Annotated in this window: 20 protein-coding genes; 12 read left to right on the forward strand and 8 right to left on the reverse strand. The window is 62.1% G+C overall.

Features of this window, described 5'->3' with window-relative positions:
* The first annotated feature begins 218 nt into the window (after positions 1–218).
* Positions 219–662, forward strand: a complete 444-nt coding sequence (gene aroQ / locus EI983_RS09045) for a type II 3-dehydroquinate dehydratase (RefSeq protein ID WP_157707041.1) — start codon at positions 219–221, stop codon at positions 660–662.
* Positions 659–1,414: an autoinducer binding domain-containing protein gene (locus tag EI983_RS09050; protein WP_157707042.1), complete on the forward strand. Its 756-nt coding sequence runs from the start codon at positions 659–661 to the stop codon at positions 1,412–1,414. The genes aroQ and EI983_RS09050 overlap by 4 nt, the downstream gene beginning before the upstream one ends.
* A gap of 333 nt (positions 1,415–1,747) precedes the next feature.
* Here EI983_RS09050 and EI983_RS09055 read toward each other — a convergent pair whose 3' ends face one another.
* The 3 genes from EI983_RS09055 to rpsB all read right to left on the reverse strand — a co-directional run bounded on the left by EI983_RS09055 (position 1,748) and on the right by rpsB (position 4,706).
* A complete protein-coding gene (locus tag EI983_RS09055; protein WP_157707043.1) occupies positions 1,748–2,857 on the reverse strand; it encodes a serine/threonine protein kinase in 1,110 nt (369 codons plus the stop codon).
* Positions 2,858–2,943: 86 nt separating this feature from the next.
* Positions 2,944–3,822 carry a translation elongation factor Ts gene (gene tsf / locus EI983_RS09060; RefSeq protein WP_157707044.1) on the reverse strand — a complete coding sequence of 293 codons (879 nt, stop codon included), beginning with the start codon at positions 3,820–3,822 and terminating at the stop codon, positions 2,944–2,946.
* Positions 3,823–3,902: 80 nt separating this feature from the next.
* On the reverse strand, positions 3,903–4,706 hold the full coding sequence (gene rpsB / locus EI983_RS09065; RefSeq protein WP_157707045.1) for a 30S ribosomal protein S2: 804 nt from the start codon (positions 4,704–4,706) through the stop codon (positions 3,903–3,905).
* A 207-nt stretch (positions 4,707–4,913) separates the two neighbouring features.
* On the opposite strand from rpsB, the gene EI983_RS09070 reads away from it, so the two are divergent.
* The gene (locus EI983_RS09070) at positions 4,914–5,249 is read left to right on the forward strand and encodes a cupin domain-containing protein (protein ID WP_157707046.1); all 336 of its coding nucleotides are present in this window, start codon (positions 4,914–4,916) and stop codon (positions 5,247–5,249) included.
* A gap of 6 nt (positions 5,250–5,255) precedes the next feature.
* Here the strand turns inward: EI983_RS09070 and EI983_RS09075 are convergent, their stop codons facing one another.
* Positions 5,256–5,654, reverse strand: a complete 399-nt coding sequence (locus EI983_RS09075; RefSeq protein ID WP_157707047.1) for a hypothetical protein — start codon at positions 5,652–5,654, stop codon at positions 5,256–5,258.
* Positions 5,655–5,757: 103 nt separating this feature from the next.
* Between EI983_RS09075 and EI983_RS09080 the strand changes: the two genes are divergently transcribed.
* The 4 genes from EI983_RS09080 to EI983_RS09095 all read left to right on the forward strand — a co-directional run bounded on the left by EI983_RS09080 (position 5,758) and on the right by EI983_RS09095 (position 9,064).
* The gene (locus tag EI983_RS09080) at positions 5,758–6,504 is read left to right on the forward strand and encodes an SDR family NAD(P)-dependent oxidoreductase (protein ID WP_157707048.1); all 747 of its coding nucleotides are present in this window, start codon (positions 5,758–5,760) and stop codon (positions 6,502–6,504) included.
* A 26-nt stretch (positions 6,505–6,530) separates the two neighbouring features.
* A complete protein-coding gene (locus EI983_RS09085) occupies positions 6,531–7,412 on the forward strand; it encodes a PfkB family carbohydrate kinase (protein WP_157707049.1) in 882 nt (293 codons plus the stop codon).
* Entirely contained in the window at positions 7,409–8,314 is a 906-nt protein-coding gene (locus EI983_RS09090) for a pseudouridine-5'-phosphate glycosidase (RefSeq protein ID WP_157707050.1), read from the forward strand. Before EI983_RS09085 ends, EI983_RS09090 begins: the two co-directional genes overlap by 4 nt.
* A gap of 66 nt (positions 8,315–8,380) precedes the next feature.
* Positions 8,381–9,064 (forward strand): DUF502 domain-containing protein, encoded by a 684-nt coding sequence (locus tag EI983_RS09095; RefSeq protein ID WP_157707051.1) that lies wholly within the window; start codon positions 8,381–8,383, stop codon positions 9,062–9,064.
* A gap of 19 nt (positions 9,065–9,083) precedes the next feature.
* On the opposite strand, the gene EI983_RS09100 is transcribed toward EI983_RS09095, so the two are convergent.
* Both EI983_RS09100 and EI983_RS09105 read right to left on the reverse strand, forming a co-directional pair.
* Entirely contained in the window at positions 9,084–10,106 is a 1,023-nt protein-coding gene (locus EI983_RS09100) for a patatin-like phospholipase family protein (protein WP_157707052.1), read from the reverse strand.
* A 90-nt stretch (positions 10,107–10,196) separates the two neighbouring features.
* Positions 10,197–10,970, reverse strand: coding sequence for a 3-hydroxybutyrate dehydrogenase (locus EI983_RS09105; RefSeq protein ID WP_157707053.1), 774 nt, complete (start codon positions 10,968–10,970; stop codon positions 10,197–10,199).
* A 280-nt stretch (positions 10,971–11,250) separates the two neighbouring features.
* Between EI983_RS09105 and EI983_RS09110 the strand changes: the two genes are divergently transcribed.
* Genes EI983_RS09110 through EI983_RS09120 form a run of 3 tightly spaced genes read left to right on the forward strand, consistent with a single transcriptional unit; the run spans position 11,251 to position 13,741 of the window.
* A complete protein-coding gene (locus EI983_RS09110) occupies positions 11,251–13,074 on the forward strand; it encodes an extracellular solute-binding protein (protein ID WP_157707054.1) in 1,824 nt (607 codons plus the stop codon).
* Between the two features lie 35 nt (positions 13,075–13,109).
* Positions 13,110–13,223 (forward strand): entericidin EcnA/B family protein, encoded by a 114-nt coding sequence (locus EI983_RS09115; RefSeq protein ID WP_157707055.1) that lies wholly within the window; start codon positions 13,110–13,112, stop codon positions 13,221–13,223.
* A 41-nt stretch (positions 13,224–13,264) separates the two neighbouring features.
* Positions 13,265–13,741: an arsenate reductase ArsC gene (locus EI983_RS09120; RefSeq protein WP_157707056.1), complete on the forward strand. Its 477-nt coding sequence runs from the start codon at positions 13,265–13,267 to the stop codon at positions 13,739–13,741.
* On the opposite strand, the gene EI983_RS09125 is transcribed toward EI983_RS09120, so the two are convergent.
* Both EI983_RS09125 and EI983_RS09130 read right to left on the reverse strand, forming a co-directional pair.
* The gene (locus tag EI983_RS09125; RefSeq protein ID WP_157707057.1) at positions 13,738–15,183 is read right to left on the reverse strand and encodes a sulfatase-like hydrolase/transferase; all 1,446 of its coding nucleotides are present in this window, start codon (positions 15,181–15,183) and stop codon (positions 13,738–13,740) included. The genes EI983_RS09120 and EI983_RS09125 overlap by 4 nt on opposite strands.
* Positions 15,184–15,321: 138 nt before the next feature.
* Positions 15,322–15,945, reverse strand: a complete 624-nt coding sequence (locus EI983_RS09130; RefSeq protein ID WP_157707058.1) for a helix-turn-helix domain-containing protein — start codon at positions 15,943–15,945, stop codon at positions 15,322–15,324.
* A gap of 65 nt (positions 15,946–16,010) precedes the next feature.
* On the opposite strand from EI983_RS09130, the gene EI983_RS09135 reads away from it, so the two are divergent.
* Complete coding sequence (locus EI983_RS09135) at positions 16,011–17,534, forward strand: class I adenylate-forming enzyme family protein (RefSeq protein WP_157707059.1); 1,524 nt, start codon at positions 16,011–16,013, stop codon at positions 17,532–17,534.
* Positions 17,521–18,165 carry a DsbA family oxidoreductase gene (locus tag EI983_RS09140; RefSeq protein ID WP_157707060.1) on the forward strand — a complete coding sequence of 215 codons (645 nt, stop codon included), beginning with the start codon at positions 17,521–17,523 and terminating at the stop codon, positions 18,163–18,165. The genes EI983_RS09135 and EI983_RS09140 overlap by 14 nt, the downstream gene beginning before the upstream one ends.
* Positions 18,166–18,173: the final 8 nt, after the last annotated feature.

An 18,173-nucleotide genomic window follows, 5' to 3' on the forward strand; every position in this document is an offset into this window, starting at 1 on the left:
AATCAGTATTATGTAAATAATACGTATTGCAATTATGACGAATAATCATCTTATTATAATGTATTATGGCGCACTTCTCACCTTACGCCAAGCAAGCGCTGGTCCCGCTGATATAGATTCTCTCGTTAAAACCATCACAGCTTAACGCTTTCGCAGCCTCCGCTCTCGACAGGTTGCGCGGGTCTGGTCTAAACAAACGCAACACAAGGACGTACCCCATGACCTCGATCCTCATTCTCAATGGTCCCAACCTGAACCTGCTTGGCACCCGCCAGCCGGAGGTCTATGGTACGACGACGCTTCTGGATATCGAGCATCGGTGCAAGGCCATAGCGATCGAGCTGGGCGTCGCGATGTCCTTTCAGCAGGATAATTCCGAGGGCGCGCTGGTCGATCACATCCATGCTGCGCGCGGCACACATGACGGCATCATCCTGAATGCCGGTGCCTACACGCATACCTCCGTAGCTCTGATGGATGCGATAAGCTCAGTGGAATTGCCGGTGATCGAGCTGCATCTGAGCAATATCCATGCGCGCGAAGAGTTCCGGCACAAATCCTTCATCGCGCCTGTGGCCCTTGGGGTGATCTGTGGTTTTGGGGCTGCGGGATACGGTCACGCGCTCAGAGCCATGACCGAACATCTTCGGGCGGCTGCATGATCGAAACCGAGCATCTAAAGCGCCTGCTCAACGCGCAGGAAATCGAAACGCTCTGGAACATGCATACACAGACGATGGCCGCATACGGGTTTGACCGGCTGATCTATGGGTTCACGCGCTATCGCACCGCAACCTCGCTTGGCGATCCCGAAGATTTCGTGCTGCTCACCAATCACAGTTCGGATTATACCGACACCTTCATTGGAAGCGGTCTGTATCATCATGCGCCGATGGTCCGCTGGGCGCTTGATCATGACGGACCTTGTTCCTGGAATGTGATGCAGACCATGATCAGTTCCGGCACCCTGAGCGATCAAGAGCGCAAGGTGGTCGCGTTCAACCAGTCGCATGATGTGACAGCCGGTTATTCCATCAGTTTCAAGTCGATGTCGCCGCGTTCAAAAGGAGCGATTGCCCTGACCGCACGTAAAGGGATGGATCAGGCGGAGGTGGATGCGATCTGGGCCGAGCATGGCGATGACATCACTGTGCTCAACAATATCACGCATCTGCGGATCCTGTCCCTGCCCTATACGTCCCCCAATCGCGCGCTCACCAAACGACAGCGCGAGGTGCTCGCCTGGGTTGGCGACGGCAAGACCGTGCAGGATATCGCCATGCTCCTTGAGCTGACGCCCGCGACGATTGAAAAACACCTGCGGCTGGCGCGCGAGGCGCTGAGTGTCGAGACCACGGCACAGGCGGTTTTGAAGGCCGCGTTCCAAAATCAGATGTTCGTGCTCGATACGTGAAAAATGCGTGAAAAGCCGGTGAGTATGGAATCCCTTACTTTCGTTACGTAGGGTTAGGATGCATGCTGAGGTTGTTCCGTGAGTGGTGGCTTTAAAGCCTGGGAACACCAGATCAGACCCCTGGTAATAGACTTGGGCTCTCTGATTTGCCGGTCTTAATCCGGATGCCAATCGTCGGCTTTATTGGTCGGGTCGGCGATTGGCGCTTACCGCCTGCTGTTTCATCCCTAACTCCGGGGCGGTCTTTGTGGGAACGGTGTCGCCACTCCCGGCGGCACCGTTTTCGCGTTATACGTGCGAGGCGGGTCTTTGTCGCGGTTCGCCGCCCTGCCCTCACATATTCGGGAAATAATCCTCGCACCCACCTTCACGATAGACATCCGCCGTGCAGCAATGCAGACCGCCGCCAAAGGCATAGGCGTCGCGCAGCTCGACCGGGACCACCTCCATGCCGAGCTTGTCCATCTGTTCCATCTGGTACACCTCTGACGCCTCGACACAGACCGTCTTGGGGTCAAGCACCAGTACGTTCATGCTGAGCCAGGTCGAGGAATAGCACAGCGGCGGCGGCGTGTTATGCGCAGGCTGTGCTGCATCCACGATTTCCCAGTCATTGTCGTTGAACATTTTCCGCTGTTCATCCGGCAAACGACGCTGGGGGTTGTTCAGGATCAGTCCCGGACGCAGCGGCGTGAAGGTCGCGTCGATGTGGATCGGGTACGGATCGCCCGGGAAGTTGACCGCGTGCACACGGTGATCCGGGAAATGCCGCCGGATCCACTCGATGCCCTTAAGGTTGGTCGTAAACCCGTGCTGCACCACCAGATCCCGGCCAAACCGCAGCACGTCGGCCGCATCGAACAAGGGTTCCTCCTCGGTCGTGACAAAGAATTTCTCGGCCGTCCATTTCAGGCGCTTTTCCACGCCGATCTTCTCGGACAGGTAATCAGGGTGATAATCCGCATCGGTCAGGCGCGGTTTGGGCGCGCTTTCATGGCGGAAGTTGGGGTCTTCCTCCCAGTAGCGCTGCATCAGCGGGCGGTAGTTGAGATACTCGAACCACCGGCAGCGATAGGACATGGTCGCTTCGAGGATTTCACTGCCCACCGTCAGCAGCACATCGCGCGGCGGCATGCAGCCGAACTGGCTGTCGGTGTGAAAATCAGGCGTGGTGACGGGCTTGGAGTGGTCGATCGGCGTCGGGCGGTCCACCCGGATGCCGCGCTTTTCCAGAAGGCTCGCAAAATTGTCCAGAAGCTCGTTGGCCCGGTCGATCGTCTCCTGCGGCCGGCGGCCCCACTGCCCGCGCATATCGCTGTCTTCGGGCACCTTGGCGTCCAGTGCGGGCTCTTCGGGCGGGATGTGGCAATCATCGGCGCGACCCACGATGACATGTTTCAGCGGATCCCATTCGTTCCAGCTGTTGACGATAGTTTTCTGCATGATCTTGATCCCAAACCGTCGCTTTATGGACGGATGTTGAAACAAAAAGGGGCACCCGAAGGTGCCCCGATCCGAACCTGTGTCGCTCAGGCGCCTGCGGCGGCTTTGGCGACCTCAGCGGCGAAGTCTTCGACTTTCTTCTCGATGCCTTCGCCCACTTCCATCCGGACAAAACCGGTGATCTCGGCGCCGACCTCTTTGGCAGCCTGGCCGACGGTCAGGTCGGGGTTGATCACGAAGGACTGGTTCACCAGCGTGATTTCCGACATGTATTTCTTCATCCGGCCTTCGATCATCTTCTCGATGACCTGCTCGGGCTTGCCGCTTTCACGGGCGATGTCGATCTGGATCTGACGCTCCTTGTCTACGACCGCGGGGTCCAGCTCGGCCTCGTTCAGGGCCGCCGGATTGGTGGCCGCGATATGCATCGCCACCTGCTTGCCAAAGCCTGCATCGCCGCCTTTCATCGCGACCAGCACGCCGATCTTGCCCATGTCGGTGGCCACGGCGTTGTGCACGTAGGACACAACCGTCTCGCCTTCGATCGAGGCCATGCGGCGCACGCTCATGTTTTCACCGATGGTGGCGATCTTGTCGGTCACCACGTCCTGAACGGTCTTGCCGCCCATGTCGGAGGCCATCAGCGCGTCCAGGTCGGCAGCGTTGAGTGCCAGCTTGGCGATCCCGGCCACCATGGCCTGAAACTCGGCGTTTTTGCCCACGAAGTCGGTTTCGGAGTTCACTTCGACGGCCACACCCTTGGAGCCCTCGACCATAACAGCCACGAGACCCTCGGCGGCTGTGCGGCCCGATTTCTTCTCGGCTTTCGCCAGACCCTTGGTGCGCAGCCAGTCAACAGCGGCTTCCATGTCGCCATCGGTTTCGGTCAGCGCTTTTTTCGCGTCCATCATGCCTGCGCCCGTGCTGTCGCGCAGTTCTTTCACCATTGCAGCAGTGATCGCCATGTCGGCTCTCCTCGATCTCGAATTGAATTGGGTTGGCGCGGGCCAGTGCCCGCGCCTCAGGTCAGGTCTTTAAAACCGGCTCAGCTCTCGGCGGCGGTTTCTTCGGCAGGAGCTTCGGCGGGGGCCTCGGCTTCGGCGACAACCTCTTCGACCGGCGCCTCTTCCATGGCACCAAGGTCAACGCCTGCTGCGCCAAGCTGGGCGCTCATGCCGTCCAGTGCGGCACGGGCGGCGAGGTCGCAGTAAAGCGAAATCGCGCGGGCAGCGTCGTCATTGCCGGGGATCAGGTAATCCACACCCTCGGGCGAGCAGTTGGTGTCGACCACAGCCACAACCGGGATGCCCAGCTTGTTGGCTTCGGCAACGGCCAGCGCTTCCTTGCGCACGTCGATGACGAACAGCATGTCGGGCGTGCCGCCCAGCTCGCGGATACCGCCCAGGGAGGCTTGCAGCTTCTCCTGGTCACGTTCCATGCCAAGGCGCTCTTTCTTGGTGAGGCCCTCGGCACCCGACGCCATCGCTTCGTCGATGTCTTTCAGGCGCTTGATCGATTGCGACACGGTTTTCCAGTTGGTCAGCGTGCCACCGAGCCAGCGGTGATTCATGTAGTATTGCGCCGATTTCTCAGCGGCTTCAGCGATCGGCCCAGCGGCCTGGCGCTTGGTGCCGACAAAGAGGATGCGCCCGCCCTTGGCGGTGGTCTCGCGGATCGCGTTCAGCGCCGCGTCCAGCATCGGCACGGTTTGCGTGAGGTCGAGAATGTGAATGCCATTGCGCGCGCCATAGATGAACTCGCCCATACGGGGGTTCCAGCGTTGCGTTTGGTGGCCAAAGTGAACGCCGGCTTCAAGCAGCTGGCGCATGGTGAACTCAGGAAGAGCCATGTCCGTTTTCCTTTCCGGTTTAAGCCTCGGTACGGGATGAGAAGCGGATGCTTCAACCGGTGGACGAAATGGGGATGTCTCCCCCACCTGCCCGCCCGTACCTGCGGAGTAAGTGGCGCGCGTATATCCGGGGCAGAATGAACTTGCAAGACTTTCCTTCAGACGTAGGCTGTCAGTCAGTCATCCCAACCTGTCCGGAGCCTTGCCATGCCCTTTCCCAGCTTTCGCGATGCGTTGCCGGCACTTGACGTGCCCTTTGATCCCGAGGTGGTCACAACCCGGGCCGTGGCGGCACCCGAAGGTTTGCTGGTCTTCTTCGACATCCATCAGGATACCAGCCTGGCACCGCATTCCCACGGGCCGCAATGGGGGACGGTGATCGCCGGAGAGTTACATCTGACGCGTGGCGGGCAGACCACGATCTACCGCCCAGGCGAGACCTATGAAATCGCCGAGGGCGAAGAGCATGGTGCTTTCATCCCGGCCGGATCGCAGATCATGGACCTCTTCGCCGAACCCGACCGCTATCCGGTCAAGCGATAGCTTTGGTCATTGCGCGGCGCTGAGGCTGAGGAAGATCAGACTTTGCCCCAGCCCCGCCTTGTCCTTGAGTGAAAGCGCCACGCGGATCCCCTGCCCTTCGTACCGGTGCAGGGTGAAACTGTCGGGATGATTGACCTGCGTATCCGCGGGCTGTGCGGCCTTCGCACCCAGACAGGCCTCGATCCCGGATCGCAAACCCTCCAGCCGCGCCTCGGCCTCGGGCGCACGATAGGCATAAACCCAATAGCAGGAGGTTTGCGCCTCTCCCCCCAGTAGCGCGCTGCTCTGGCAGGTGGCGTCGGGATCCCCGAGGCTGGGATCGCCCGCTTGCAGCGCAAGGCAGATGTCGCTCGCCCAGAGGGGCCAGGGACACAGTATGAAGATCACAAGACATAACCGCCGCATGGCTCTATCTTGCCATGAACAGTGCCATTTGCCTACATGAACAGCACAGGGGCGCGGTCGGTTCGCAGCGGGCACGACCTGCGGCAAAAGGGAGTAAACCGCAATGATAACCTATGATTTTTCCTCCCGCGTGGCTGTCGTCACCGGTGCGGGCGGCGGAATGGGCGAGGAAATCGCGCATGCCATTCTCGACGCGGGCGGGGCGGTGATCGCCATTGACATCAAGCCGCAACCGGAGCGGCTTGTGCAGGAGCGGTGTGTTTACGCCCAGGCAGACCTGACGGATGCCGATGCCGTGACGCGCATCATCGACGACGGGGCCGCCCGTTTCGGCCGGATCGACTATCTTGCCAATGTGGCCGGGGTGCTGTGGTTCGGGCGCGATGTGTCGCTGCTCGACATTGATCTCGACCTCTGGGATCAGGTGTTTGACATCAATCTGAAGTCCATGCTGCACACCGCCCGGGCTGCTGTTCCACATATGCGGGCGGCCGGTGGCGGGGCGATGGTGCATATCTCGTCAACCCAATGCCTGCGCGGTGACCCGGTGCCTCAGGATGCCTATTCGACCGCCAAGGCCGGGGTTGGGGCCCTGTCGCGGTCGCTGGCAATGCAGCTGGCCGGGGACCAGATCCGCTCCAACACGATTTATCCGGGCTCCACCCGGACGCCCCTGCAAGCCCGCTGGGACAGCGATGAGAAACTGGCGCAGGCAGGCTCTTACGTGCCGCTTGGCCGGGTCGGCGAGGCGCGCGAGCTGGCCGCCGCGGCGCTGTGGCTTCTGAGCGATGGTGCGTCTTATGTCACGGGTGCCGATCTTGTGGTCGATGGCGGGTTGCTGTTGCACTGAGCCGCATCCCGCGCCAGAAGGATGTCATGAGCAACCTCCTGTGCATCGGCAGCGTCCTGTGGGACGTGATCGGGCTGAGCCCCAAGGCAATGGCCCATGGCAACGATCTGCCCGGCCGGATCACCCGTCAACCGGGTGGTGTCGCGCTGAATGTTGCGATGGCGTTGCGGCAGTTCGGGCTTGCGCCCGCATTGCTGTCCGCCGTGGGACAGGACGCGGAGGGCGAGGCGCTGATCAAGACCTGTCAGGCGCTTGATCTGAATACGGGTTTTGTGTTCCGGTCCAGTGACTTGCGGACCGATCTTTACATGGCAATCGAGGATCCCAATGGCCTGATCGCCGCGATCGCCGACGCAAGCTCACTTGAAGCGGCAGGCGCGGATATCCTTGCGCCCTTGCAGGATGGGCGGCTGGGCAGCGCCGCGGCCCCCTATGACGGGATCATCGTGCTCGATGGCAACCTCACGGCGGACCTGATGGACGAGATCGCCCGTAGTCCGCTACTGGTCAGCGCCGATCTTCGGGTGGCCCCCGCCTCGCCCGGCAAGGCGCTGCGGCTGCGCCCCTTCCTCAACCATCGCAGTGCAACGCTCTATGTGAACCTCGAAGAGGCCAACCTGCTGAGCGAAGGGCACCATGAAGCGGCCGCCGACGCCGCGCAAGCGCTGCGTGCGGCTGGCGCGCGGCGGGTGCTGGTCACTCACGGGCCGCATGACGCCTGTTTTGCCGATGCTGAAGGGCTGTTCACCGAAACACCGCCCCGTGTCACACCAAGGCGTATCACCGGCGCGGGCGACATGGTGATCGCCGCGCATATCGCGGCCGAACTTGACGCTGCAGACCGGCAAGAGGCGCTCTCCCGCGCGCTCTGCGCCGCCGCCACCCATGTCGCCGGAGGCACTCCATGACAGTTTTCACCCCTTCCCCCGACGTCGCTGATGCGCTTCAGGCCGGCCGTCCCGTTGTCGCGCTGGAAAGCACGATCATCACCCACGGCATGCCCTACCCCGACAACCTGACCACGGCGCGGCAGGTTGAGGCGGATATCCGGCAGGCTGGCGCAACCCCCGCCACCATCGCCGTGCTTGACGGGGTCTTGTCAGTGGGCCTGACCGATGCGCAGCTTGACACCCTGGCCAGGGCGAAAGACGTCGCCAAGCTCAGCCGCGCAGATCTGGCCGCCTGTATGGCGCGTGGCGGCACCGGATCGACCACCGTTGCGGCAACCATGATCGGCGCACATCTGGCGGGGATCGCCGTCTTTGCCACCGGTGGCATTGGCGGGGTGCATCAGGGGGCCGAGTTGAGCTTTGATGTCTCCGCTGACCTGCAGGAGCTGGCACAAACCCCCGTCACCGTCGTCAGCGCCGGGGCTAAGGCCATTCTCGATCTGCCAAAGACGCTCGAAGTGTTGGAAACGCTCGGGGTGCCGGTCATGGCCTATGGGCAGGATACCCTGCCGGCTTTCTGGTCCGCCTGTTCGGGGCTTGCCGCCCCTCTGCGTTGTGACAGCCCGCAGGAGATCGCGGCGATGCACAGGATGCGCACAAGGCTTGGCCTGCCCGGCGGTCAGCTTGTCGCCAATCCGGTCCCCCAGGCCGACAGCATCCCCGCAGAGGAGTTGCATCCGCTCATTCTTCGGGCGCAGCAGGACGCACTCGCCGCCGGGATCACCGGCAAGCAGGTCACGCCCTTCCTGCTTGGACGGCTTTACGAGCTGACCCAGGGGCGAACCCTGACCGCGAATATTGCCCTCGTGCGCAACAATGCCCGCCTTGCCGCGGCCATTGCCGCGGAGCTTGCACGCTAAACCCATTGTAGGGCGGCGGATTTCTGCTTACATAGCGCGTCAGTACCCGATCAGAGCCTGCCAATCATGAACACGCCTTTCGACGAAGAGCCGCACGAGCCGCGCAAGCCGGGCCGTTTTGCCGGGCTGCGCGCGAGCTTTCTGACCGGGATCGTGGTGATCGCGCCGGTGGCGCTTACCGTCTGGCTTGTCTGGGCCGTGATCGGCTGGATCGACAGCGTTGTGCTGCCGCTGGTGCCCTATGATTTCCAGCCTGAGAAATACATCGGCATCAACCTGCGCGGCGTTGGGGTGATCATCTTCCTGATCTTCACCATCTTCGTGGGCTGGGTTGCCAAGGGACTTATCGGACGGTCGCTTATCAATTTCGCTGAATCCCTGGTCGACCGGATGCCGGTGGTGCGCAGCATTTATTCCGGCGTGAAACAAATCGCCGAGACGGTATTTGCCCAATCCGAACGGAGCTTTGAAAAGGCCTGTCTGATCCAGTATCCGCGCAAGGGTATCTGGGCGATCGGCTTCATCTCCACCACCGCCAAGGGCGAGATCGCCCGCCGCGCGGAAACAAGCGGCGAACTGATGAGCATATTCCTGCCCACCACTCCCAACCCGACCTCGGGCTTTCTTCTGTTCCTGCCGAAGGAAGACGTGATCGAGCTCGACATGAGCGTGGAAGAGGCGGCCAAGCTCGTGATTTCGGCAGGGCTGGTTTATCCGGGGGACCAAATGCTCGAAAGTCAGGACAAGTAACCGCGCCCCGAGCGCGTGGTTAATCGAACATCGCCTCGATATCGGTACTGCTGCGCTGACCCAGATCATCGAAATGCTGCGCGAGGAATGTGTCGCAGGCCGCGCGCCCCGACTCCTTCAGCCGGGCCAGCAGATAGGGATTGGGAATAAGCTTCGTGGCCACCGAAAGCGCCCCCATCAGCGCATCATCCGCCACCATATGGACCAGCACATATTTCATCGCGCCCTGCTTGACGGCCCCGTCAGCAATCAGCCGTTGGGCAAAGCGGATCGCGCGCAGCTCGCGCAAAAGCGATGAGTTGAAGCTGATCTCGTTGATCCGGTTCTGGATCTCCTGCGGGCTGCGTGGCACCTCGCGGCGCTCCAGCGGGTTGATGTTCACAATCAGGATGTCATCGGGCAGGTCGGGATCAAAAAGCGGAAACAACGCCGGATTGCCGGTATAGCCGCCATCCCAGTAGTGTGCGCCGTCGATTTCCACCGCCTGAAACAGCGTCGGCAGACAGGCCGAGGCCAAAAGCACATCCGTGCTGATCTCATCGCCCTGAAAGACCCGGATCTTGCCGTCATGCACATTTGTCGCCCCGATAAACAGCTTCGGGCCGGTTGCCGCGCAGACCTCCTCATAATCAAACGCGCGCGCTACCGGCTCCAGCGGATTGCGATAGAGCGGGCCATACGCATAGGGCGACACCAGCCGGGAGGCCGCATCGGCCATCTGGTAGCCCGGTGACAGCTCCAGCGCGCCGCTCAGCAATCCGGGCAAAGGCAACCCGCCTGCCATCCATCCGGGCATGCGCATGTCCTGCACCGCTCCCAGCCTGTGCCAGAGCCAGTCGAGTTTGGCCCGAGCGCCCGCCCGCCCGTCTTCCAGCCAGCCCGATTTGAACGCGGCCGCATTCATCGCACCTGCCGAAGTGCCGGATATCCCCGCCACCTCGATCCGCTCATCCTCCAGCAGACGGTCGAGCACCCCCCAGGTAAAGGCGCCATGCGCGCCACCACCCTGCAAAGCCAGATTGATCCGCTTCACCTCCACCATGCGCGCCCTTTCTTCCTGGCTCTGATATGACCGGGGACCACGACGGAACGGCCCCTCGCCCCGGTCGGATGGCCGTCGGGCCAATCGGGATTATTGCGAGGTCCAGCCACCATCCGCGGTCAGCGTCGTGCCGGTCATCTGCGCGGCAGCATCCGAACACAAGAACAGCGCGATACCGGCCAGTTGCTCGACCGTGACAAATTCTTTCGAGGGCTGTTTGAGCAGGATCACCTTCTCAATCGCCTCATCTTCGGAAATGCCATATTCCTTGGCCGTATCCGGGATCTGTGCCTCGACCAGCGGGGTCAGCACATAGCCCGGGCAGATCGCATTGCAGGTGATCGGCTCTTTTGCCGTTTCCAGCGCCACGACCTTGGTCATCCCGACCACACCATGCTTGGCCGTGACATATGCCGATTTGAACGGGCTGGCGCGAAGGCCGTGTGCCGAGGCGATGTTGATCACCCGGCCCCATCCCGCCTTGCGCATCATCGGCAGAGCGGCGGCCGTGGTGTGAAAGGCCGAGGACATGTTGATCGCGATGATCGCGTCCCACTTCTCTACCGGGAACTCCGGGATCGGGGCCACGTGCTGAATGCCGGCATTGTTGACGAGGATATCGCAGGCCCCCGCCTTTTCGATCAGGCCCCGGCACTGATCCGCCTTGGACATGTCGGCCTGGATGTAGCGCGCGTTCACGCCGTGCTCCTCCGCCAGCGACGCGGCCAGCGCATGATCCTCTTCCGAATCCGTAAACGAGTTCAGGATCACATTCGCCCCGGCCCTGGCAAGCTCGGTCGCAATGCCAAGACCAATGCCCGAGGTCGACCCGGTGACAACCGCTGTTTTTCCGCTCACGCTCATTTCGATGCACTCCTTTGTTTGCAGTTGCAGCATAATTCGCGCCGCGCCGGAATGCACCCGATCTTTGCCCGGCAGCAAAGCCACCCGGCCAAAAAAAACGCCCGCACGAAGCGGGCGTTAAGTTATTGAGGCAGGTTTCATACAGGCAAGAAACCTATCGAGCAGTGACCCCTTTATAAGCGTTTCAGCGCCGCTGGCCAAGCTAAAAGTTTGAAAAGACATAAAACCGTCTTTACCTAGGCAGTAAAGAAAACAAGGGCAGTTAAGGATTGTTGCGATAATGAGATCAGAATTTTTCCGCTCATTGCGGCGCGGGGCGCTGATTCTTGCAGTTGTTTTTCCGGCCAGCTTTGCAGGGGCCGAACCGCGACATGGCATAGCTATGTATGGCGACCCGGTCCTACCACCTGATTTTGTGTCTCTGCCCTATGCCAACCCCGACGCCCCCAAGGGCGGGCAGCTGATCACCGGCAATGTGGGCGGTTTCGATTCGCTCAATCCCTTCGCCCGCAAAGGCACCCCGCCCTGGCAACTGAGGTTCCTCGCTTACGAGTCGCTCATGGGGCGTTCCTATGACGAACCCTTCTCGCTTTATGGCCTTCTGGCCGAATCGGTCGAGACCAGCCCGGCGCGCGATTGGGTCGAGTTTACCCTGCGCGAGGAGGCGCGATTCTCCGATGGATCCCCGGTCACGGTCGAGGATGTGATCTGGTCCTATGAGACTTTGGGCACCGTGGGCCATCTGCGTTACCAGAACCTCTGGTCCAAGATCGAGCGTATCGAGGCAACCGGGCCGCGCACTGTCCGGATCAGCTTCAACACGGCTGACCGTGAACTGGCGCTTATTGCCGGGCTGCGTCCGATCCTGAAGAAAGCACAGTGGACCGAACGGGATTTTGCCGAGGCCGGGCTTGACGACATTCCCATCGGAACGGCACCTTATGTGGTCGACAGCTATGAGATCGACCGCAATGTCGTTCTGCAGCGCAATCCCGATTACTGGGGCAACGACCTTCCCCTCCGGCGCGGCACCAACAATTTCGATGAGATCCGGATCGAGTTCTACGGCGACGACACGGTGATGAAAGAGGCGTTCAAGGCGCAGGCGATTTCCTTTGTCCGCGAATTCAACGCCGAGCGCTGGGACACACAATATGATTTTCCGGCCGTTGAACGCGGCGACATCGTGAAATCGGAAATTCCCCATCAGAAGCCTTCAGGCATCACCGGGTTTGTGTTCAACACCCGCCGGGCGCCGCTGGATGACTGGCGGGTGCGCGATGCGCTGCTGCATGCGTTCAACTTCGAGTTTATCAACGACACGCTGACCGGCGGCCGCCAGCCGCGCATCACATCCTATTTTTCCAATTCCGAGCTGGGCATGCAGGATGGCCCCGCGACCGGCGCTGTCCGGGAGCTTCTGGAGCCGTTCGCGCAGAGCCTGCCGCCCGGTGCGCTGGAAGGTTACAGCCTGCCCGTCTCGGACGGCACGAAACGCAACCGCGCCAATCTGCGCCGCGCCCGCGCCCTGCTGGAAGAGGCGGGATGGACGGTGCAGGACGGTCGCCTCAAGAACGCCGCCGGAGAGACGCTTGAGCTGGAGGTGCTGTTACAGCAAGACGCCCTGTTGCAGCAGGCGACAGCGATCATGGATATTTATTCAGGCGCGCTGGCGCGTCTCGGGATCACGCTCACCGTACAGCAGATCGACAAGGCGCAATTTGCCGAACGCGAGGCGCAATTCGATTTCGATCTTACCTTCATCCGCCGTGCCATTTCGCTCAGCCCGGGCAATGAGCAGGCGTTTTACTGGGGATCGGCCGTGGCCGACCAGCCCGGCAGCCGCAACCTGATGGGTATGAAAAGCCCGGCGGCGGATGCGATGATCGACGCCATGCTGACCGCTGAAAGCCGGGAGGCGTTTATCGCCGCGACCCGTGCGCTTGACCGGGTGCTGACCAGCGGGCGCTATGTCATTCCCATCCATAATTACGCTGTCGGGCGTGTGGCGCATGTGAAACAGCTGACATATGCAAAAGATCGCCTGCCGATCTACGGGGATGGCATTCACTTCCTGCCTGAGGTATGGTGGTGGCAGGATTAGGGGCGCAAAACCCCTGCAAAGCTTGAGGCAAATCGATGAAACATCTGGCCATTCTTGGGCTTCTCGCCGCGCTGGCGGGCTGTGGGACGATCGAAGGTATGGGCGAGGATGTCTCGGCCGCGTCGCGCACTGTGCAAAGCTGGTTCTGATCCGTCACATCACCGTTACAAGCTCTGGTTAAATCGGGCTGATGAATTTCCTCGTTCTCTGCACCGGTAATTCGGCCCGCTCCATCCTGCTCGAAGCCATCCTGAACCGGCTCGGTGCAGGCCGTGTGCGCGCCTTTTCCGCAGGCTCACAGCCGACCGGCCTTGTGCATCCGCAATCGCTGACCCAGCTGTCTGAGCTTGGATATGACACCATCGGCGCCCGCTCCAAAAGCTGGGATGAATTCGCAGGACCGGATGCGCCCGCGATGGACGTGGTAATCACCGTCTGTGCCTCGGCGGCGGGCGAAACCTGTCCGCTCTGGCCGGGGGCGCCGCTGCGGGCGCATTGGGGGGTAGACGACCCCGCCGCACAGGACGAACCCGCATGGGAGCCCGCTTTTCGCACCGCATATGACCAGTTGCATGCGCGGGCCTCGGCCCTGTTGGCGCTGCCTGTCGAGCAGATGGAAGCACCCGCCCTGCAGGCGGCGCTCGACCGGATCGGCACGCAGAGCTAGAGCGGCGCGCCCTCTTCGGTTTCGCCCGGGGCCGGTGTGTGATTGAACACATACGCGTTTCGACAGGCGTCGACCCCACCCAGTTCTTCGATCCGGGCTTTTTGATCCGCAAAACAGCGGGCATTCACGACATCCGGGTCGCAGATCCGTTGAAGCCGCGCGCGCCCTTCGGCGAGGATGGCCGCGATATGCGGCTCCCGGGCGGCGCGCGGCGCAAGATCCTGAAACTCCTGAGGATCCGTCTCCAGGTCAAAAAGCTGGGGCGCATACCCGACATAATGGACATATTTCCACCTGTCCCATCGGATCATGAACGTCCCCGTCGAGGACCCGCCATCGTGATATTCGCTGAAGACGGTGCGATCAGGGTCGTCCGGGGCCTGCGCCAGCGCCCGCAAGGATTGCCCGGGCCTCTCCGCCCGGGCAGGCAGGCCCGCCACCTCCCGCGCCGTCGCCGCGATATCCAGAAGGCTGGCCCCGCTGCGCACCCGCCGCCTCGGCGGCACACCCGGCCCCGCAAGGATCATCGGCACCCCGGCCGAGGCCTCGTACATCACCTGCTTGGTCCAGTACCCATGATCCCCCAGCATCTCGCCATGATCGGAGACATAGAGGATAAGCGTATCCTCGGCCTGCCCGCTGTCTTCCAGCGCGTGCAGCACCCGGCCCAGGCAGTCATCCATGAAAGAGGTCAGCCCGTAATACGCCGCCCGCGCCTCGCGCATTCTCTGCGCGTCGAAATATTCCTGATATTTGAAAAAGCGGCGCAGGTGCCGCAACTCCGGATGATCCGCCTCGGCGGCATATCCAACCGGCAGATCGACCGTTTCCGGATCATAGAGGTCATACCAGTCCTGCGGGGCCTTCAACGGGTAATGCGGGCTCACCAGCGATACGAATGCAGCCCAGGGTCTCTGCTTGCGCGCCCTGTCGCCAAGCCACGCCTCCGCGGCCTGCGTGATCATCAGATCGTAATCGGTATAGCTGCTGGCCCCGCGTCCCACATCCCCGGCCAGCTCGGCGGCGGCGTCGTAATCGGGCGGCTCTTCGCGCAACAGGCCAATCGCCCAGCCGACCCCGCCGACCACATGCATCGGCAAGATCTCTTCTGAGAACCCGTTATCATCCTCGCCGGACCGGAAATGCAGCTTGCCGATCGACACAACGTCGCGTCCGGCCTCCCTCAGCTCGTGCATCCAGCTGCGCTGCGTGCCGTCATAGGGCGTGGCGCTGTCCCAATACCCCGTCCGGTGCACATAGTCGCCACAGGCAAGCGCCGCCCGGGTGGGCACGCACATCGGACAGGGCGTATAGGCGTTCTCGAACAGCGCACCGCGCGCCGCCAGAGCATCCAGGTTCGGTGTCTTCACCAGCTTGTGCCCGGCACAGCCCATCGCATCGCGCCGGTGCTCATCCGATATCAGGATCAGCAGATTGGTCATCGCGCGCCCTCCCCTTCTTCTTGGCAGACACACTCCCGCCGGAGGCGCACGTAGCGAGTGCCAAAGCCGCCCCTGCCCAATTCAGCATATGTCTCATTGTCGGAGCGGGATCGACAGGCGTCCCCGCAAGATGGCCTTTCAGACCAGAGATGTGACCCAAAGGATCGTCGCATCCTCATCGCTTACCGAAATCACGTTATGACCCATCGTGGCATCGTAATAGGCGCTGTCGCCCCGCCGCATGGTCACCGGCTCGTAAAACTCGGTATAGAGTTTGATCACACCTGTCAGCACATACAGGAATTCCTCACCGTCATGGCGCACCCAGCCGCCGAACTCCTTTTCGTCGCGCGCCCGCACCCGCGCGCGGTAGGGCAACATTTGCTTTTTCGTCAGGGCGTCGGCCAACAACTCGTGTTCATAGGTCGTGGTCGCCTGATGCGTGCCTTCCCCCTGTTTCGTCACCGCCATGCGCCCGTTGATCTGGTTTTTCTGCGGGGGGGTGAAAAGCTGGGGCACCGAAATGCTCAGACCCTCGGCCAGCTTCTTCAGCGCCTCATAGGTGGGCGACATCTGGCCGTTCTCAATCTTTGACAGGGTCGACCGCGCGAGACCGGCATGTGTGGCGGCCTGTTCCAGCGTCCAGTTGCGCGCCTTGCGCAGCTCGCGGACCCGCTCGCCCAGGTTCAGGGGTTCGGGCACCTCGTCGCGCCCGCTTTCACGGGCGATCCTGATCAGCTGTCCTGGTGCGCGCTCTGTCATACCTCACCTATAGGAGCCGACCGCGGCTCTTGCAACATCCGGCCCACGGGCCTAAGCCTTGGCGCATGCACTCAGATTTCGATCACGGCGCACCTGCGCCCTGCCCCGACCCGTTCAACATGGCCGCGCATGTCCTGCGCCGCGCCGCCGCGCAGCCTGACAAGGTGGCGCTGGCCATCCTCGGCCTCTCCGGCGCCGAGCGCTGGAGCTACGGGCGGCTGGAGGCGGCTATTCGCGGCACTGCCACGGGCCTTTTGCAATCGGGGCTGAGACCGGGCGACCGGGTGTTGATGCGGCTGGGCAATACGGTCGAGTTTCCCATCGCCTATCTGGCCTGCATCGCGGTTGATCTTGTCCCTGTTCCCACCTCGTCGCAGCTTACCGAGCCCGAGGTGCAGAAGATCATCGACATCATCAGCCCCGCGGCGATCCTCAGGGGGGCCGACATCGCCTGCCCGGAGGTGGATATTCCCATGATGGACGAGGCGACGCTTCACGGCATGCGCGACCTGCCACCGGCCGACTATGCGGTGGGCGATCCGAACCGCCCTGGCTATATCATCTTTACCTCCGGCACATCGGGCAAACCGCGCGCCGTACTGCATGCCCATCGGGCGATCTGGGCGCGTCAGATGATGTTTGACGGCTGGTACGGGCTGACCGGGAACGACCGTGTCTGCCATGCCGGCGCGTTCAACTGGACCTACACGCTCGGCACCGGTCTCATGGATCCCTGGACCGCCGGGGCCACGGCGCTGATCCCGGCCGTCGGGGTCGATCCCGACCACCTGCCGCTGCTGCTCAAACGGCACGATGCCACCATATTCGCCGCCGCGCCCGGTGTTTACCGCAAGCTTCTTCAAGGCCCCCTGCCCGCTCTGCCCAAGCTGCGCCACGGCCTGACCGCGGGCGAAAAGCTTTCCGATACGATCCACGACGCCTGGATTGCCGCCACCGGAACCGAGCTTTTCGAGGCCTATGGCATGTCCGAATGTTCCACCTTCATTTCGGGCAGCCCGGCCCATCCGGCCACCAGAGGCGCGCTGGGGCGCCCGCAAGAAGGCCGCCGTGTGGCTGTTCTGGAGAATGGCGTGCCGGTCCCTTTGGGAGAGGAAGGTACGATTGCCGTACACCGCTCCGATCCGGGGCTGATGCTGGAATATCTCGGCGCGCCCGAGGATACGGCTGCGCGGATGCAGGGCGAGTGGTTTCTGACCGGCGATCAGGGCGTGATGGATGAGCAGGGCCAGATCTTCTACAAGGGGCGCGCCGACGACATGATGAATGCCGGCGGCTATCGGGTCTCGCCGCTGGAGGTCGAGGCGGTGATGACCCGCTTTGAGGGGCTGACGGCCTGCGCCTGCACGGATATCGAGGTCAAACAGGATGCCCGGCTGATCATGGCTTTCTACACGGCCCCGGCGCCGCTTGACGAGGCCGCACTTGCCGCCCATGCCGAGGCCAATCTGGCGCGATACAAATGCCCCCGCGCCTTTATCCATGTGGACGCTCTGCCCACCGGAGCAAATGGCAAAATCCTGCGGCGCGCGCTGCGTCCCATCTATGAGGCTCTTCATGATCAGGCTTGATGTGATTTCCGACCCGATCTGCCCCTGGTGCTATATCGGGCAGACCCTGCTGCATCAGGCACTCGCCGAGCGCCCGGAGCATCCGTTCGAAGTGGTCTGGCACCCGTTTCAGCTTAACCCGGACATGCCCCGTGAGGGGATGGACCGGCGGGAATATCTTGAAACCAAGTTCGGTGGCAAGGAGGGCGCCGTCAAGGCCTATGCCCCGGTTCTGGAACGCGCCGAGGCGGCGGGGCTCAACATCAATTTCGAGGCGATCACGCGCACCCCGAACACCCTGGATGCGCACCGGCTGATCCACTGGGCCGGGATCGAGGGGGATCAGACCGCCGTCGCCATGGCGCTCTTTCGGGCCTATTTCGACGAAGGCCGCGATATCGGCGATGTGGATGTGCTGGCCGATGTGGCGGATGCAGAAGGTATGGATGCGGCCGTGATCCGCAAATTGCTGCAATCGACCGCCGATCGCGACGAGATCATCACCCGCGACAAGCAGTTTCGCGAGATGGGCGTCACCGGTGTACCCACCTTTATCGTGGCGGGCCAGCATGCGGTGCCGGGCTGCCAGCCGGCCGAGCTCTGGGTCAGGGTGATCGACGAGATGTCCCAGAGCGGCGACAACGAAGCCTGATGTCACAG

This window comes from Roseovarius faecimaris (genome assembly GCF_009762325.1).
Taxonomy (GTDB): Bacteria; Pseudomonadota; Alphaproteobacteria; order Rhodobacterales; family Rhodobacteraceae; genus Roseovarius; species Roseovarius faecimaris.

Bases quoted from the DNA above. Each gene is read 5' to 3' on its own strand.
- aroQ (WP_157707041.1), top strand. From the start codon at position 219: ATGACCTCGATCCTCATTCTCAATGGTCCCAACCTGAACCTGCTTGGC.
- EI983_RS09050 (WP_157707042.1), top strand. From the start codon at position 659: ATGATCGAAACCGAGCATCTAAAGCGCCTGCTCAACGCGCAGGAAATC.
- EI983_RS09055 (WP_157707043.1), bottom strand. From the start codon at position 2,857: ATGCAGAAAACTATCGTCAACAGCTGGAACGAATGGGATCCGCTGAAA.
- tsf (WP_157707044.1), bottom strand. From the start codon at position 3,822: ATGGCGATCACTGCTGCAATGGTGAAAGAACTGCGCGACAGCACGGGC.
- rpsB (WP_157707045.1), bottom strand. From the start codon at position 4,706: ATGGCTCTTCCTGAGTTCACCATGCGCCAGCTGCTTGAAGCCGGCGTT.
- EI983_RS09070 (WP_157707046.1), top strand. From the start codon at position 4,914: ATGCCCTTTCCCAGCTTTCGCGATGCGTTGCCGGCACTTGACGTGCCC.
- EI983_RS09075 (WP_157707047.1), bottom strand. From the start codon at position 5,654: ATGCGGCGGTTATGTCTTGTGATCTTCATACTGTGTCCCTGGCCCCTC.
- EI983_RS09080 (WP_157707048.1), top strand. From the start codon at position 5,758: ATGATAACCTATGATTTTTCCTCCCGCGTGGCTGTCGTCACCGGTGCG.
- EI983_RS09085 (WP_157707049.1), top strand. From the start codon at position 6,531: ATGAGCAACCTCCTGTGCATCGGCAGCGTCCTGTGGGACGTGATCGGG.
- EI983_RS09090 (WP_157707050.1), top strand. From the start codon at position 7,409: ATGACAGTTTTCACCCCTTCCCCCGACGTCGCTGATGCGCTTCAGGCC.
- EI983_RS09095 (WP_157707051.1), top strand. From the start codon at position 8,381: ATGAACACGCCTTTCGACGAAGAGCCGCACGAGCCGCGCAAGCCGGGC.
- EI983_RS09100 (WP_157707052.1), bottom strand. From the start codon at position 10,106: ATGGTGGAGGTGAAGCGGATCAATCTGGCTTTGCAGGGTGGTGGCGCG.
- EI983_RS09105 (WP_157707053.1), bottom strand. From the start codon at position 10,970: ATGAGCGTGAGCGGAAAAACAGCGGTTGTCACCGGGTCGACCTCGGGC.
- EI983_RS09110 (WP_157707054.1), top strand. From the start codon at position 11,251: ATGAGATCAGAATTTTTCCGCTCATTGCGGCGCGGGGCGCTGATTCTT.
- EI983_RS09115 (WP_157707055.1), top strand. From the start codon at position 13,110: ATGAAACATCTGGCCATTCTTGGGCTTCTCGCCGCGCTGGCGGGCTGT.
- EI983_RS09120 (WP_157707056.1), top strand. From the start codon at position 13,265: ATGAATTTCCTCGTTCTCTGCACCGGTAATTCGGCCCGCTCCATCCTG.
- EI983_RS09125 (WP_157707057.1), bottom strand. From the start codon at position 15,183: ATGACCAATCTGCTGATCCTGATATCGGATGAGCACCGGCGCGATGCG.
- EI983_RS09130 (WP_157707058.1), bottom strand. From the start codon at position 15,945: ATGACAGAGCGCGCACCAGGACAGCTGATCAGGATCGCCCGTGAAAGC.
- EI983_RS09135 (WP_157707059.1), top strand. From the start codon at position 16,011: ATGCACTCAGATTTCGATCACGGCGCACCTGCGCCCTGCCCCGACCCG.
- EI983_RS09140 (WP_157707060.1), top strand. From the start codon at position 17,521: ATGATCAGGCTTGATGTGATTTCCGACCCGATCTGCCCCTGGTGCTAT.